The organism is Reyranella aquatilis (assembly GCF_020880995.1).
In the GTDB taxonomy this organism is placed as follows: domain Bacteria; phylum Pseudomonadota; class Alphaproteobacteria; order Reyranellales; family Reyranellaceae; genus Reyranella; species Reyranella aquatilis.
Map to the genome: position 1 here is coordinate 138534 of NZ_JAJISD010000002.1, position 14193 is coordinate 152726.

Sequence of the window (14193 nt, forward strand, 5' to 3'; positions counted from 1 at the left end):
GCGTGCTCCTATCCCGCGGCCACGGCGCGAGCTCGGCGGACAAAATCCTCCGGGAAGTGCCGCAGCGCACTCATCACCGGATAGGGCGTGAAGCCGCCCAGGGCGCACAGCGAGCCGAACTTCATGGTCTGGCAGAGATCCTCGATCAGCTCGAGGTTTGCCGCGACACGTTCGCCTCGCCTGATCCTGTCGAGGGTCTCGACGCCGCGCGTCGAGCCGATGCGGCAGGGCGTGCACTTGCCGCAGGATTCGATGGCGCAGAATTCCATGGCGAAGCCCGCCTGCCGCATCATGTCGACCGTCTCGTCGAACACCACGATGCCGCCATGGCCGATCAGACCGTCGCGCGCAGCGAAGGCCTCGTAGTCGAACGCCGTGTCGAACAGCGCGCGCGGGAAGTAGGCGCCCAGGGGACCGCCGACCTGCACCGCCCTCACCGGCCGGCCGCTTCGCGTGCCGCCGCCGATCCCGTCGACCAGCTCGCCCAGCGTCACGCCGAAGGCCGTCTCGAAGAGGCCGCCATGCCTGACGTTTCCGGCGAGTTGAATCGGCATGGTGCCGCGCGATCGTCCCATTCCGAGTACCGAATAGGCCTCGGCGCCCTCGGCGAGGATCCACGGCACGGTCGCCAGCGTGACCACGTTGTTGACGACCGTGGGGCGGCCGAACAGGCCCTTGTGGGCAGGCAGCGGCGGCTTGGCGCGGACCTGCCCGCGCTTGCCCTCGATGCTCTCCAGCAGCGCGGTCTCCTCGCCGCAGACATAGGCGCCGGCGCCGACACGGACCTCGATGTCGAAACCGGCCGCCGCGCCCAGCAGCCCGTCGGCTTCGGCGAGCGACACCGCGCGCTCGAAGGTGCGCACGGCATCGGGATACTCGGAGCGGATATAGACGAAGCCCTTGGCCGCACCGACGGCGAGGCCGGCGATCGCCATGCCTTCGATCAGCGCGAAGGGGTCGCCCTCCAGCAGCATGCGATCGGCGAAGGTGCCGGAATCGCCTTCGTCGGCGTTGCAGACCACATACTTCCGGTCGGCCACCGTGTCGGCCACCGTCTTCCACTTGATGCCGGTCGGAAAGCCCGCGCCGCCACGCCCGCGTAGACCCGACTTCGCGACTTCCTGCAGGGTTGCCGCCGCACCAAGGCTGCGGGCGCGTTCGAGGCCACGGCCACCGCCGTGGGCGCGCCAGTCGGCGAGCGACAGCGGATCGACGATGCCGCAGCGCGCGAAGGTGAGCCGCGTCTGGCGCTTCAGGAAGGGAATGTCCTCGGGCCGGCCGAGATACAGGGGATGGCTGGCGCCCGCCGTCAGCAGCCCCGGCGCGTCACCGGGCTTTGCGGGTCCGAAGGCAATGCGACCGTCGGGCGTCTCCACCTCGACCATCGGCTCCAGCCAGAACAGGCCGCGCGAACCGGTGCGCACGATCTGGATCTCGATGCCACGCCGCCGGGCCTCATCGTGCAACGCGGCCGCCACCTTGTCGGCACCGACGGCCCGGGCGGCGGCATCGCGCGGCACGAAGAAGCGCATCATCATCGCGACACCTCGCTCACGATCTCGCCGATCGAGCCGTCGTCCAGACGCGCCATGGGCTCGCCGTCGAGCATCGCCGCGGGTGCGGAGGCGCACAGGCCGAGGCAATAGACCGGCTCGACCGTGACCCTGCCGTCGGGCGTCGTGCCACCCCATTCCAGACCGAGACGATCCAGCAGGCGGCGCGCCAGGCCCTCCCCCTCCATCGCCTGGCAGGCCTCGGCACGGCAGATCTTCAGCACATGGCGGCCCGCCGGCCGGTCGCGGAAGTCGTGATAGAAGGACACGACGCCGTGCACCTCGGCACGCGTGACGTTCATCGCCTGCGCCAGGAAGGGGATCGCCGGATCCGGGATGCAGCCGAACGACGCCTGCACGTCGTGGAGGATCGGCAGCAGGCGCCCCTCGCGTCCCTCATGCCGGCGGACGATCTCGCGCGCTTCGGCTTCGTCCCACTGCACCGACACCTGAACTCCACCCTATATGGACACCGGCTCGTTGCCGGGTTCGCCGGGGGAATGCTCGGCGGATGGGGCGGCAGTCTCAATAAAGGCGTTCGGTGCTGCGATAGAACAAATCTATCGACCGCCCCTTCTGGGGCGGAGAGCACCCGTCAGACCGGCGAGGCGGCGAGCCGGGTGGCTTCGGCGACCAGGGCGTTCACAAGGGGGCTCATCGGCTCGCGCCGGGGTACGACGAGGCCGATCGAGTGCGTCGCATCGGGCTCGACGATCGGAATGGAGCGCAGATGCTCGGTGAGGCCCAGCGTATCGGCCAGCTTCTGCGGCATCACGCTGGCCCAGCGGCCGGTCCGGACGTGCGAGAACAGCACGATCATCGAGTTGGATTCGAGCGTGGGATCGGCCTGGCCGCCGGCCTCGTGCAGGAGCTGGTCGATGATACGCCGGTTCTGCATGTCGGGCGTCAGCAGACAGAGCGGGATGCGCCCGACCTCGGCCCAGGTGACGCTGTCGCGATCGCCGAGCGGGCTGCTCTCCGACGTGAGCAGCCGATACTGCTCGGTATAGAGCGGCACCGCCCGCAGCCGCCCCAGCGGCTCGTTGTCGATATAGGTCAGGCCGGCATCGACCTCGAGATTCTCCAGCATCGCCAGGATCTCGATCGAGGTCCGCGACAGGATGGTGAACTTCACGTTGGGATGTCGCGCCCGGAACGGCGTGGTGAGCGCCGACACCATGGCGAGCGCCGTCGGGATCGCCGCGATTCGCAGCCTGCCGCTGAGCCCTTTTCGCAACGACACCACTTCCTGTCGCATCGCGCGCGTGTCGGCCACGATGCCGCGCGCCCAGTCGAGCACGCGATCGCCTTCCGGCGTGAAGCCGATGAAGCGCGACGTCCGCTGCACCAGCATCACGCCGAGCATGTCCTCGAGGCTCTTGATGCCGGCGGAGAAAGTAGGCTGGGTGACGCCGCACAGTTCGGCCGCCTTGCTGAAATTCCGCTCCTGGGAGAGCGCGAGCAGGAATTCCAGTTTGTCGATCATGCGGGGAGACTAGCCGAAAACCGCCGCTCCCGCTGCCCCGCCCGGGACGGCTAGGGACGCCGGGGGACGCCCGGTGGAGCTACATGGCCGTCCTGGCCTTTTCGGACTCCTGCTGCAGGCTCCACGGTGCGCGGTAGCCGGCGCGCCAGTCCGGCGGGAGTTCGCAGGGCCGGAGGTCGAAGCTCGCATAGGTCGCCGGCTTGCCGCGCACGATGTCGCCCATATGCGGGCTGGCGATCGGCGAGGGCACGTAGCAGAACGAATCGGCCGACGAGTAGACCGGCAGGAGCAGCGGGCGTGCCGCGCTCGACCTGTTCTGCGTCGAGCCGTGGATCGTGCGGCAGTTGAGCAGCAGGGTCGTGCCCGGCCCTCCGGTGGCGCGCTTCACCTCGCTCTCGCGAATCTGCCGCGCATCGGCCTCGCGCAGCGCGACCGCGAAACCGCCCTTCTCGTCGTACATCGTGTAGAGCGGCCCTTCATGGCTGCCCGGTACGAAGGCCAGCGGCCCCTGATCGTCGCTGCAGCCGTCGATGTAGACGCCGACGGTGACCGGGCTGTAGTCGGTGTGAGGCCAGGCCTGGATGTCCTGGTGCCACTTGAACTCGCGGCTGCCGTTGCCCGCCTTCACGTTGAGCTTGGCATGGTGGAACTTCACGTCCGGACCGACCACGTCGGCCACCAGGTCGGTCATGACCGGGTCTGACATGAAATCCCAGAACGTCGGATGCTGGTCCTGCGGCGAGGTCACGCGATGCAGGCGCGGATCGGAGGCCGAATGGCCCTGCTCCAGCACGAACACGTCGCCTGACCGGGTTTCGGCACGGCTGCGGTCGACGACTTCCGTCATCGCAGCCCGAAGCCGGCTGAGCCAATCGGCCGACACGTAGTTCTCGAGCACGAGATAGCCATCGCGGAAATAGGCAGCGCGCTGGTCCTCGGTCAGGACCAGGGGTTTGTGCTTGAGGACGTCCTGCGGCTTCATCGAACGTTTCCTTCTCCGGGGGTGTTCTTGCGACACGTGTCCCGGACGTTGCGGGGCGGCGATGGCCGTCGGCAAGGAAAAGCGTGACGCCGTGCCGCAGAACAAGACCTCATCTCGGTTACGCCGCTCTCTTCGGCAACGCCCATGTTACTGTTCACACGAAAACGGACGGGATGCGAATGACGACAGGCAGTGTGGCGATCGGCATCATCGGCGCCGGCATCATGGGCGAGCGGATGCTCAACGCGATCCTGCAGCAGGATCCGGCAAGGGTTCACGCCTGCGGCCTCTGGGATCCGGCGCCGGCCGCCCTGCAGCGCATGCGGAACAGCTTCCCGCAGGTCGCCCAGGCGGGCGATGCGGCCGGGCTGATCTCGGCCAGTGACTGTGTCTACATCGCCTCGCCGCCGGCCTCGCATCTCGCGCATGCCCGCGCTGCGCTGGCGGCGGGCAGAACCGTCTTCTGCGAGAAGCCTCTTTCCATCGACGTCGCAGACGCACGGGCCTTCGTGGCAGAGGCCGGCGACCGGGGTGCCGTGAATTTCCCCTTCGCCTCCTCCCTGGCTGTCGCGGCGATCCGCAACTGGATGGAGGCTGGCGATATCGGCACACCTCGGCGCGTTGTCATCGAGGTGGGCTTCGCGGCCTGGCCACGCCCCTGGCAGGCCGATGCTGCAGGCTGGCTCGACCGGCCGATGCAGGGCGGATTCACGCGCGAGGTGGTCTCCCATTTCCTGTTCCTCGCGCGCCGCCTCGTCGGGCCGCTGCACGATCTGAAGGGCCAGGCCGTCTTCCCGCAGGACGGCAGGTCGGAGCGGCGGATCGAGGCCACGCTGCAGGCCGGCGACCTGCCGGTGACGCTGACGGGCGCCGTCGGCGAGACGTCCAAGGACGATCACAATATCTGGATTCTGGAAGGCGACCGGAGTGCCGTGCGGCTACGTGACTGGTCGATCGCGGAGCGTCTCATGCCCGACGGGTCGTGGCAGCCCGCACCGGATGCCCTTCCCAACGAGAAGGCGCGTCCCATCGCGCTGAAGCGTCAACTCGAGGGCGTGGTGAACCTCGCGCGGGACAAGCCGCATCATCTCGCCACGCTGCGCGAAGCCCTCGACGTGCAGGAGGTCGTGGAGTCCATCGTCGGATCCGCTTCCAAGCGCCGCGAATAGTCGACGCCTTTGGCAGATACTCGTGCCGCCAACGACCGTTCGCGCGTTCGATGCGAGAACCAGTGCGGCCTGATGGCGGTTATTTGAAGCAGAGCGCAGCGCGCCTCGCACTGCTGAGGATCGACCACCCGCGCGGCGCGTGATCCGGCACCCGAGTGAATGCGTAAAGCGGACGTCTGCTGCACACACATCCGAAGGAGCGCGCCATTTCCGAGGCCGGAAGAAGGAGTCCGTCGCGACGCGTCCTCCTGGCATCGCTGCTGGCGCTGCCGGTGGCAGTCGGTGCGCGGGGCGCATCCGCCCAAAGCGAGCCTTGGGGCGCCCTTCGTCAGCCCGGATCCTTCGCCTTGATCCGCCATGCGCTGGCACCTGGCACCAACGACCCGACAGGGTTCCGCCTCGACGACTGCACCACCCAGCGCAATCTTTCGGCAGAGGGCCGTGCGCAGGCCGCCCACATCGGCGAGCTCTTCCGCGCCAACGGCATCGCCGCCGCGGACGTCTATTCCAGCCAGTGGTGCCGCTGCCTCGAGACGGCCTCGCTGATGAGGCTGGGCGAGACGCGACAGCAGCCGCTGCTCAACTCCTTCTTCCAGGACCGCGCACGCGAGGCCCGCCAGATCGAGGCGCTGCGGCAATGGATCGGGCAGCTCGATCCGGCCCGACCAACAGTGTTCGTCACCCACCAGGTGGTCGTCACCGCGCTCAGCCAGATCTTTCCCGGCAGCGGGGAGATCGTCGTGATGCAGCGCGCGCCGGATGGAAGGCTGTCGGTCCAGGGCCGGCTTCCGACCGCCTGATCGTCGGCCCGACCATATCTGCACTGCCCTGCGCGGCCGAAGGCTGCTATGAGCGCGCGCCCCGCCTTCCGCGGATATGTGAAACAGCCGCGCATGCGCACGACCAAACCGCCGATCTGGCTGCTGATGAGTGCCACCGTGTGCTCGCAGATGGCGCTGACCATTTTCCTGCCGTCGCTGCCGACGATCGCGGGCGACCTCGCCGTCTCCTACGGCACCGCCCAGCTGACGCTGTCGATCTACCTGTTCGCGTTCGCCTTCGCCCAGCTGGCGGTAGGCCCGCTCTCGGACAATCTGGGCCGCCGCCCGCTCCTGCTCGCCAGCCTCGTCGTGTTCACGGTGGGCAGCATCTGCTGCGCTCTCAGTCCGACCATCGAGACGCTGATCGCCTCGCGCCTGATCCAGGCCTGTGGCGCCTGCGGTGGCGTGGTGCTGGGCCGCGCCATCGTTCGCGACAGCCGGACCGGGCCCGAAGCCCCCCGGGCGATGGGCTACATGGCGTCCTCCATGGCGCTCGCACCGGCGCTCTCGCCGCTGCTGGGTGGGCAGTTGCTCGGCTTCTTCGGCTGGCGCAGCAATTTCTGGTTCACCGCCGCCTGCGGGTTCGCCGTACTGGTCTTCGTCTGGCGCATCCTGGGCGAGACCGCACCGAAGGCTGCCCCCCGGACGACGGGCGTGGTGCGCGACTACATCGACGGCTTCGGCGCGGTGCTGCGGGAGCGCCGCTTTCTCGGCCTGATGATCGCGACCACCTGCGCCTCGGCGGGCTTCAATGTCTTCTTCTCCGGCGGCCCCATCCTGCTGATCCAGGTGATGGGCGTGGGCGCCGAACTGTTCGGCTGGTTCACGCTGGCATGGGCGGGCAATTTCGTGCTCGGCAGCCTTGTGTCGAGCCGCCTGCAGGGCCGGGTGAGAAGCCTGCTCCTGATTCCCGTGGGTCAGAGCATCCTCACCCTGGGCGCCGTGGCCATGATGGCGACGGCGGCGCTGGGCTACGTCACGCCGCTGGCGCTGATCGTCCCGCTGGTGCTGATGGGCTGGGGCAACGGGCTCAACATGCCCAACGCGATGGCGAACGCGCTCTCATCGGTGCCGGCCAATCGGGTTGGCGCCGCCTCGGCGCTGATGGGCTTCGTGCAGATGGTCACCGCCGCGGTGCTGACCCTGCTGGTCGGCTACGTGCCGCACGACACGCAGATGAACATCGGCATAGGCGTAGCGGTCACGGGCATCATCGGACTGATCGGCTGGTGGACCCTGGTGCGTCGACCGCCGGCGACAGCGCCCTGACGGTGTTCGCCGTCAGGCCAGGCAATCTCGCAGGAGAGCCACCGTGCGGCGGCGCGCCTCGCCGGCCGCGGCTTCGTTGAAGGGCGGATAGCCCTGGCGGTTGAAGCCATGCTCCGTGCCCGGATAGACGTGGATATCCACTCCGGCCTCCCCGTCCATACGCGCCCGGATCGCCGCAACCGTGGCCTCGGGCACGTGCGGATCGTCGCTGGCGAACTGCATCAGGATCGGGCACCCGCGCTTGCCGGCCTCGTCGAGATGCTGGTCGATATGGACGCCGTAGTAGCTCACGGCGGCGTCGATCGGCAGGCGGGTGCTGGCGAGATAGGCGAACTTGCCGCCGAGGCAGAAGCCCATCACGCCGACCTTGCCGGTGCAGTCCGGACGGGCGCGCAGGAACGCCACGATGTCGCCGAGGTCGCGGGCGAACTGATCGGTATCGAGTTCGGCCCACAATGCGCGTGCCTTGGTGCGCCCCTCATCGGTGTAGGGGAGATAGCACCCCGCCTCCTGTCGCCAGAAGACGTCCGGCGCCAGCGCGATGAAACCGTCGGCGGCATAGCCGTCGGCCACCGACCGGATGTGCGGATTGGTGTTGAACACTTCAGGCAGTACGACCAGCGCCGGCGCCGGCAATCGGGCAGGCAACGCCAGGTAGGCCGCGAACTGTCCGCCGTCTGTTGCCGTCAGCCTGATCTCCTCGCCCATGGCTTTTCCTTCTTTCGCTTCCGGACATCACGATAGACAGCGCGTCGGCAAGCCGGAAGCGATGTCTTCCACCCGCTCGCCATGTTGCCCCGGACCGATCGCGCGCCCATCATCGCCCAAAAGCCGGGCGGGAACAGGAACCATGCAATTCATCAACGCCAAGGACAGCCTGGTCGTCGACGCGATCGACGGGCTCCTGCGCAGCAGCGGCGGCGCCAATCTGGCGCGTCTCGACGGCTATCCCGACATCAAGGTCGTGCTGCGCACCGACCACAGGCCCGGCCGCGTCGCCATCGTCGCGGGCGGCGGTTCCGGCCACGAACCGGCGCATGCCTCGTTCGTCGGCAAGGGCATGCTGACCGCCGCCGTCTGTGGCGAGGTCTTCGCCTCGCCGTCCATCGACGCGGTGTTCGCCGCGATCATGGCGGTGACGGGCAAGGGCGGATGCCTCGTCATCTTCAAGAACTATACCGGGGACCGGCTGAACTTCGGCCTCGCCGTGGAACGCGCCCGCGCGCTCGGCCGGAAGGTCGAGGTCGTGATCGTGAAGGACGACATCGCCCTGCCCGACAGTCCGCAGCCCCGTGGCATCGCCGGCGTGATGTTCGTCGAGAAGATCGCCGGCCACTATGCCGAGAAGGGCGCGGACCTGAAGACGGTCGCGGCCATGGCGCAGAAGGCCGCCGACGATCTGGTGTCGCTCGGCATCTCGCTCTCCTCCTGCACCCTCCCCGGCATCGGCCGTGAGGACCGCGTCCCCGCCGGCAAGGCCGAACTTGGACTCGGCCTCCACGGCGAGCCGGGCGTCGACCTGGTAAATTTCGAGAGCGCGCGCCAGGCGGCGCTGCTGCTGGTCGAGCGCCTGTTCGCCGCGGCCAGGCCCGCGCGCTCCTACGCCCTGCTGGTCAACAATCTCGGTTCCACCACGCCGCTGGAGATGAGCCTGCTCACCAACGAGGTCCTGGCGAGCCGGCTGGGTGCGAAGATCAAGCTGGTGCTGGGCCCCGCAACGCTGGTGTCGTCGCTCGACATGCACGGCTTCTCCCTCAGTCTTCTCCCCCTCACGCCCGATTTCGAGAAGGCACTGCTGTCTCCGGCAAGCCCGCTGGTCTGGCCCACGGTCCGCACGCACGCGAAGCCGAAGCTCGTGAAGCTCCCCCGGGAGATGAAGCACAAGCCCCTCCGGGCAAGCCGGAACGCGGCGCTGAACGCGCTGGTCAGCCGGGCGTGCGACATCCTCATCTCTGCGGAGGGAAAACTGAACGCCCTCGATGCCAGGGTGGGCGACGGAGACACCGGCTCGACCGTCGCAACGGCGGCGCGTCATCTGCAGGCAGCGCTCCCCCTGATGCCGCTGGCCAGGCTCGACCGCTTCTTCGCGGCAACGAGCGAGGCGCTCGCGCGCTCGATGGGTGGATCCTCGGGCGTGCTGCTCGCCATCTTCTTCTCGGCCGCGAGCCAGTCGGCCACGGCGGGCGCACGCTGGCAGGATGCCCTGTCGGCGGGGCTCGCCAGCATGATGGCCTATGGCGGCGCGAAACCCGGCGATCGCACCATGATCGATGCGCTCGCACCGGCCCTGGAGGCATTGCCGATGGGCCTGGAGGCCGCGGCGAAAGCCGCACGGGCCGGCGCAGACTCGACGGCAGGAATGAAGACCGCCCGCGCCGGCCGCTCGAGCTACCTGTCGTCTTCCCATCTCGCGGGCGTTGCGGATCCTGGAGCGGAGGCTGTCGCCACGCTGCTGGAAGGCATGGCGAAGAGTTGACCAACGCATAGTGCGGCAATGCACAGACGAGCCGTCGGCACTCGCACCGTGGACCGGCTACTTCCGTCGAAGCTTCAGGGAGTTAGGCGAATGGTGCCCAGGGGCGGAGTCGAACCACCGACACTGCGATTTTCAGTCGCATGCTCTACCAACTGAGCTACCTGGGCATGCCGTCCGTTGGAGGCGGCGCTTATAGGACGCGTCAGCCCCGCTGTCCAGACGCTCCGCCACCTTCGCCGGACGATCGGGTTTCCGTCTCGTCCTCGTCCGGGACCTCGTCGGTCGGCACGCGATAGCCCTCCTTCAGCCAGCGGCCGAGATCGATGTCGGCGCAGCGCTTGCGGCAGAACGGCTTGTATTTCGGGTCCGCGGGCTTTCCACAGGTCGGACATTTCGGCTCGATACGGACGGCACGCAGCGGCACGTTTCGCTCAGTCATCGCTCTTCTCCAGCGCCTCCAGCTGGGCCGCCAGCGTTGGACCGCGTCGTGCGCGGGTCAACTCGAACAGGCCCAGCCGGGTGAAGCCGTAGATCTGGGTCGGCACCGGATCGCCCGCCAACGCCTCCGCCAATGCGGCCTGCACCTTGTCACGATCGTAGGCGCTGCGCATGGTGACGAAATCGATCACCACCGCGCCCGCGAGATTGCGCAGCCGGAGCTGCTGGGCGATCGCCGGGGCCGCCTCGAGATTGACGTCGACCGGTCGGCGCGGGGCGCGCCCCTGGCGGCCGCCGGCGCCCGCGCTGTCGACGTCGACGGCACAGAGGGTCTCGCCCGGCTCGAACAGCACCTCGACGCCGCTCTGCAGCGCGATGCGGGAAGCGAGCGCGGTGTCGATCTGGCCCGCGACATCGTCGATGTCGAAGGCCGGCATCGTCCCGTTGTGCCAGCGCACCCGGATCTTTTCTCCCTGCCGGTCCATCAGGTCCTGCAGCGTGCGCGCCATGGTGCGGTCGTCGATGATCACCTCTTCGAGCGTGGCGCCGTGATCGCGCAGCATGCGCGCGATGGGATCGCGTTCGCCCGGCACACGCGAGGACAGGTCGGCCGGCGGCTGGATGTCGAGGGCGAGCCGCCGGATCTTCTCCCACCGTTCGAGCACGCCGGTCGCGTCGGCACGCAACAGCTCGGCGGTCGCGCCCAAGGCGGCCGTGCGCAGCACGATGCCGCCGTCGAGAAGTCCCTCTACATGCGCCTTGAGCCGCTCACGCTCGGACTCGCCCTCGATGCGGCGCGAGAAGGTCACGCCCGTGCCGTTGGGGTGATAGACGAGATAGCGCCCGCTGACGGCCAGGTTCATTGAAAGCCGCGGGCCCTTGTCTCCCTCGCCGTCGTTGCGCACTTGCACCAGCACGGGGGCGCCCGGCGGCGGCCAACCGTCGATTCCCGACCGGTCCTCGGCGCGCAGGAAGCCCGCGCGGCCGATGCCGATATCGACGAAGGCCGCATCGAGATCGGTCATCACCCGCTCGAGCCGGCCGAGGAAGATGCTGTCGACGCGCGAGGGCGTGTCGCGGCGCACCACCTGCAGTTCGACGAGGCGCCCTCCCGAGACCAGCGCCATGAGGAACGCCTTGGGCAGGACGTGGCAGACGAGCCGGTCGATGCGGCTCATCGCGCGGCCGATTTCAGCAGCCCCACGGTCTCGAACAGGGGCAATCCGACGACATTGCTGTAGGAGCCGGACAGGAAGGCCACGAAGGCGGCGGCCCGGCCCTGGATGGCATAGCCGCCGGCCTTGCCGCGCCACTCGCCACTGGCGAGATAGGCGTCGATCTCGGCCCGTTCGAGGCGCTTGAAGCGCACGATGGTCTCGACCAGCCGCGTCTGCACCTTGCCGCTCGGCGACGCCACGGCGACCCCGCCCAGCACGCGATGACGGCGACCGGACAGCCGCGTCAGGCAGTCGCGCGCCTCGGCCTCTTCTTCGGTCTTGGGCAGGATGCGCCGGCTGCACACAACGACGCTGTCGGCCGCCAGCACGAGGGCGCCGGCATGACGCGGCGCCACGGCCTCGAGCTTCGCGCGCGCCATGCGCAACGCATAGGCGCGGGGCAGCTCCCGCGCGTGCGGTGTCTCATCGATGTCGGCAGGGTCGATCGCCGCGGGCTCGTATCCGACCTGCCGCAGCAGGTCGAGCCGTCGCGGCGACGCGGAGGCCAGTACGAGCGGGGGGATCGGCGAGGCGCTCAACGCCTACTTGAAGCGGAAGGTGATGCGGCCCTTGGTCAGGTCGTAGGGCGTCATCTCGACCGTGACACGGTCGCCTGCCAGAACGCGGATACGGTTCTTGCGCATCTTGCCCGACGTATGGGCGAGAATGATGTGGTCGTTGTCGAGCTTCACCCGGAACATGGCATTGGGCAGCAACTCGGACACCACACCGGTAAATTCGATCAAGTCTTCTTTGGCCATCCGGCCTCCGGCTGGGGTGAATTTCTGGAAAGCGGGCGGAAAATGGGCCGCAGGCGGGGGTAAGTCAATGGCGGCGGCCCGGGACAGGGGGGATGGCGGCCTTCTCACAAGCGGCCGCCTCCCCTATACAGGTCGCGGCTGCGGATGCTCGGGGGAAAGAGGACCAGTGAAGATGAACGCAACGTGCATGTCCGGCCTTTTGGCCGCCCTCCTGTTGACCCCGGCGCTCGCCTTCGCCCAGGCGCCGGCGCCCGCGGCGCCGAAGGCGCCCAATGCCATCACCCATCCCGCCCAGAAGACCATCGGCAAGCCTGCGACGCGGCAGTATTCGACGGCGCTGATCGTCATCAATGCCCGCGGCGCCAGGCTCGACGGCCAGAAGCTGGTGCTCGACGGCGTCCTGCCGACCGCGACCCTGTTCACCAGCCGTCCGACCCGCTCGGTCGGCCACATGGTGACGCCGGACATGGCCGACATCTGGCGCACCGGCAGCTTCGCCAAGGACGCGCCGAACGCCACGGTCTCGGTTTTCCACAAGGATGGCGGCAACGTCTCCGATCTCGTCGTGACCCTCAAGACGGCGAAGCTCGAGGGCGACAAGCTGACGTTCGACGTCGATGTGCTGGAAGGCAGCCTGGGCGCCGCCGACGGTCCCGCCTCGGTGTTCATCGACACGATCTGGTTCGGCATCGGCTCGCACGGTGCTCAGTATTACGGCCAGAGCCAGACCACCGGCGGCGAGACGCCAGCGATTGGCGATCCCGACGGAACCAGCACCTTCAGCGGCTGGCCCAACCCCTCGCCGACGCAGCCGGTCAATCCATATGGCGGCGGCTATGGCGGCGGCGGTGGTGGCTACAACAGCGGCGCCGGCGCGCCGCCGCCGCCCGACATCGATCCGCGCTACCAGCAGCGCTACAACGCGCCGAGCTGCGGCAAGCCGCCTCTCCTGCCCTGCTACTGAGCCGTACGGTGATGACCATGAACAGCTTTCGCCTCTCCGTCGCTCTCGCCACTGCCGCTGCAACGCTTGGCCTCGCCTTCGGCGCGACCGCGCAGACGCCGCCGGCCGCTCCCGCCGTGCAGGGCCTGCCCAAGGTCGTCGGCACCTCCCAGCATCCGCGGCTCATCCCGTCGATGTTCGTGCTCAACGCCCGCGGCGCCAAGCTGCAGGACAAGAAGCTGGTCCTCGAGGGCGTGGCGCCGAGCGTCATCGTGTTCGCCGACCGCCCGGTGCGCTCGGCCGGCCACGCGATGCTGCCGCACGTGCTCGAGGAATGGACGCTGAACGCGCCCAACTCCTTCGCCAAGGATCCGCCCAATGCCACCGTCTCGGTGCTGAACAAGGCAAAGGCCAGCGTCGTCGATGCCGTCGTCACGCTGAAGTCGCCCAAGCTCGAAGGCGACAGGCTCACCTTCGACGTCGACGTGCTTGAGGGCGATCTCGCCGGCGCCGACGGCGGCGCCTCGGTGTTCATGGACCTCGTCAACCTGCCCGTGACGCGTCGCAGTTCGAGCCGCGCGGCATGGTACGCCGGCGCCGCGCCCGCTCGCTGACTCTGTCCTTACAATCGCTTGCGCGACGCGGGTGTCTCACCTGCGCGTGCAAGCGCGGGTCAGCCACAATCCACTCATAATTCGGGACGGAAATGACTCCGGTCGAAAGCGCTCCAGTGTGGCAGCGCTTCGCACCGAGGAGAGTCATCATGAAGCGTACATTGCTCGTACTTTCGCTGGCCGCCACTGCAGTCCTTGCGACGAATGCAGTCCAGGCGCAGGGCATGCCGAGCGGCCCCGAACCCGCCGCCGAGCCGGGCAGCACCCGCATGCCGACCGCAGCCCCGAACTGGACGCCGACCGCCGAGGGCGCGATCGCCCGCCAGCAGATTCACGACGCGGGCTACAACGGCGTCAGCATGCTGATGCGCAACAGCGACGGAAGCTGGCAGGGCCAGGCGCTCAAGGGCGACACCTACTACAGGATCACGCTCGACCCGCAGGGCCACGTCACCCAGCGCTAA

At 68.5% G+C, this 14193-nt stretch carries 16 protein-coding genes and 1 tRNA gene; 7 read left to right on the plus strand and 10 right to left on the minus strand.

From position 1 onward, the window contains the following. Positions 1–8: 8 nt before the first annotated feature. The 4 genes from LJ725_RS06520 to LJ725_RS06535 form a co-directional block, all read right to left on the minus strand. Positions 9–1538, minus strand: a complete 1530-nt coding sequence (locus tag LJ725_RS06520; protein ID WP_230549833.1) for a formate dehydrogenase beta subunit — start codon at positions 1536–1538, stop codon at positions 9–11. Continuing rightward, entirely contained in the window at positions 1535–2002 is a 468-nt protein-coding gene (locus tag LJ725_RS06525; RefSeq protein WP_230549834.1) for a formate dehydrogenase subunit gamma, read from the minus strand. Before LJ725_RS06525 ends, LJ725_RS06520 begins: the two co-directional genes overlap by 4 nt. A 146-nt stretch (positions 2003–2148) precedes the next feature. Beyond that, positions 2149–3039 (minus strand): LysR family transcriptional regulator, encoded by an 891-nt coding sequence (locus LJ725_RS06530; RefSeq protein ID WP_230549835.1) that lies wholly within the window; start codon positions 3037–3039, stop codon positions 2149–2151. Positions 3040–3118: 79 nt separating this feature from the next. Continuing rightward, positions 3119–4021, minus strand: a complete 903-nt coding sequence (locus LJ725_RS06535; protein ID WP_230549836.1) for a phytanoyl-CoA dioxygenase family protein — start codon at positions 4019–4021, stop codon at positions 3119–3121. Positions 4022–4200: 179 nt separating this feature from the next. On the opposite strand from LJ725_RS06535, the gene LJ725_RS06540 reads away from it, so the two are divergent. From LJ725_RS06540 to LJ725_RS06550, 3 genes are all read left to right on the plus strand, one after another. After that, complete coding sequence (locus LJ725_RS06540) at positions 4201–5190, plus strand: Gfo/Idh/MocA family protein (protein WP_230549837.1); 990 nt, start codon at positions 4201–4203, stop codon at positions 5188–5190. Positions 5191–5537: 347 nt separating this feature from the next. Next, positions 5538–5990, plus strand: a complete 453-nt coding sequence (locus LJ725_RS06545) for a histidine phosphatase family protein (protein ID WP_230549838.1) — start codon at positions 5538–5540, stop codon at positions 5988–5990. A 48-nt stretch (positions 5991–6038) separates the two neighbouring features. Then, positions 6039–7280 (plus strand): multidrug effflux MFS transporter, encoded by a 1242-nt coding sequence (locus LJ725_RS06550; RefSeq protein ID WP_230549839.1) that lies wholly within the window; start codon positions 6039–6041, stop codon positions 7278–7280. Between the two features lie 12 nt (positions 7281–7292). Here the strand turns inward: LJ725_RS06550 and LJ725_RS06555 are convergent, their stop codons facing one another. Further along, positions 7293–7988, minus strand: coding sequence for a dienelactone hydrolase family protein (locus tag LJ725_RS06555; RefSeq protein WP_230549840.1), 696 nt, complete (start codon positions 7986–7988; stop codon positions 7293–7295). A 142-nt stretch (positions 7989–8130) separates the two neighbouring features. Between LJ725_RS06555 and LJ725_RS06560 the strand changes: the two genes are divergently transcribed. After that, positions 8131–9756, plus strand: coding sequence for a dihydroxyacetone kinase subunit DhaK (locus LJ725_RS06560; RefSeq protein ID WP_230549841.1), 1626 nt, complete (start codon positions 8131–8133; stop codon positions 9754–9756). Positions 9757–9847: 91 nt separating this feature from the next. On the opposite strand, the gene LJ725_RS06565 is transcribed toward LJ725_RS06560, so the two are convergent. The 5 genes from LJ725_RS06565 to infA all read right to left on the minus strand — a co-directional run bounded on the left by LJ725_RS06565 (position 9848) and on the right by infA (position 12172). Further along, a tRNA-Phe gene (locus LJ725_RS06565) sits at positions 9848–9923 on the minus strand. 35 nt (positions 9924–9958) lie between these two features. Beyond that, positions 9959–10195, minus strand: a complete 237-nt coding sequence (locus tag LJ725_RS06570; protein ID WP_230549842.1) for a DNA gyrase inhibitor YacG — start codon at positions 10193–10195, stop codon at positions 9959–9961. Then, positions 10188–11372, minus strand: a complete 1185-nt coding sequence (locus LJ725_RS06575; protein WP_230549843.1) for a ribonuclease E/G — start codon at positions 11370–11372, stop codon at positions 10188–10190. The genes LJ725_RS06570 and LJ725_RS06575 overlap by 8 nt, the downstream gene beginning before the upstream one ends. Continuing rightward, positions 11369–11950 (minus strand): Maf family protein, encoded by a 582-nt coding sequence (locus tag LJ725_RS06580; protein WP_230549844.1) that lies wholly within the window; start codon positions 11948–11950, stop codon positions 11369–11371. The genes LJ725_RS06575 and LJ725_RS06580 overlap by 4 nt, the downstream gene beginning before the upstream one ends. Positions 11951–11953: 3 nt before the next feature. Beyond that, positions 11954–12172, minus strand: coding sequence for a translation initiation factor IF-1 (infA, locus tag LJ725_RS06585; protein WP_216964027.1), 219 nt, complete (start codon positions 12170–12172; stop codon positions 11954–11956). Positions 12173–12359: 187 nt separating this feature from the next. Here infA and LJ725_RS06590 point away from each other — a divergent pair, with 187 nt between their 5' ends. From LJ725_RS06590 to LJ725_RS06600, 3 genes are all read left to right on the plus strand, one after another. Continuing rightward, positions 12360–13136, plus strand: a complete 777-nt coding sequence (locus LJ725_RS06590; protein WP_230549845.1) for a hypothetical protein — start codon at positions 12360–12362, stop codon at positions 13134–13136. Between the two features lie 17 nt (positions 13137–13153). Next, entirely contained in the window at positions 13154–13729 is a 576-nt protein-coding gene (locus LJ725_RS06595) for a hypothetical protein (protein ID WP_230549846.1), read from the plus strand. Between the two features lie 149 nt (positions 13730–13878). Continuing rightward, positions 13879–14193 (plus strand): hypothetical protein, encoded by a 315-nt coding sequence (locus tag LJ725_RS06600; RefSeq protein WP_230549847.1) that lies wholly within the window; start codon positions 13879–13881, stop codon positions 14191–14193.

Excerpts from the sequence above, each read along its gene's own strand:
- LJ725_RS06520 (WP_230549833.1), bottom strand. The coding sequence starts at position 1,538 with ATGATGATGCGCTTCTTCGTGCCGCGCGATGCCGCCGCCCGGGCCGTC.
- LJ725_RS06530 (WP_230549835.1), bottom strand. The coding sequence starts at position 3,039 with ATGATCGACAAACTGGAATTCCTGCTCGCGCTCTCCCAGGAGCGGAAT.
- LJ725_RS06535 (WP_230549836.1), bottom strand. The coding sequence starts at position 4,021 with ATGAAGCCGCAGGACGTCCTCAAGCACAAACCCCTGGTCCTGACCGAG.
- LJ725_RS06540 (WP_230549837.1), top strand. The coding sequence starts at position 4,201 with ATGACGACAGGCAGTGTGGCGATCGGCATCATCGGCGCCGGCATCATG.
- LJ725_RS06550 (WP_230549839.1), top strand. The coding sequence starts at position 6,039 with ATGAGCGCGCGCCCCGCCTTCCGCGGATATGTGAAACAGCCGCGCATG.
- LJ725_RS06555 (WP_230549840.1), bottom strand. The coding sequence starts at position 7,988 with ATGGGCGAGGAGATCAGGCTGACGGCAACAGACGGCGGACAGTTCGCG.
- LJ725_RS06560 (WP_230549841.1), top strand. The coding sequence starts at position 8,131 with ATGCAATTCATCAACGCCAAGGACAGCCTGGTCGTCGACGCGATCGAC.
- LJ725_RS06570 (WP_230549842.1), bottom strand. The coding sequence starts at position 10,195 with ATGACTGAGCGAAACGTGCCGCTGCGTGCCGTCCGTATCGAGCCGAAA.
- LJ725_RS06575 (WP_230549843.1), bottom strand. The coding sequence starts at position 11,372 with ATGAGCCGCATCGACCGGCTCGTCTGCCACGTCCTGCCCAAGGCGTTC.
- infA (WP_216964027.1), bottom strand. The coding sequence starts at position 12,172 with ATGGCCAAAGAAGACTTGATCGAATTTACCGGTGTGGTGTCCGAGTTG.
- LJ725_RS06590 (WP_230549845.1), top strand. The coding sequence starts at position 12,360 with ATGTCCGGCCTTTTGGCCGCCCTCCTGTTGACCCCGGCGCTCGCCTTC.
- LJ725_RS06595 (WP_230549846.1), top strand. The coding sequence starts at position 13,154 with ATGAACAGCTTTCGCCTCTCCGTCGCTCTCGCCACTGCCGCTGCAACG.
- LJ725_RS06600 (WP_230549847.1), top strand. The coding sequence starts at position 13,879 with ATGAAGCGTACATTGCTCGTACTTTCGCTGGCCGCCACTGCAGTCCTT.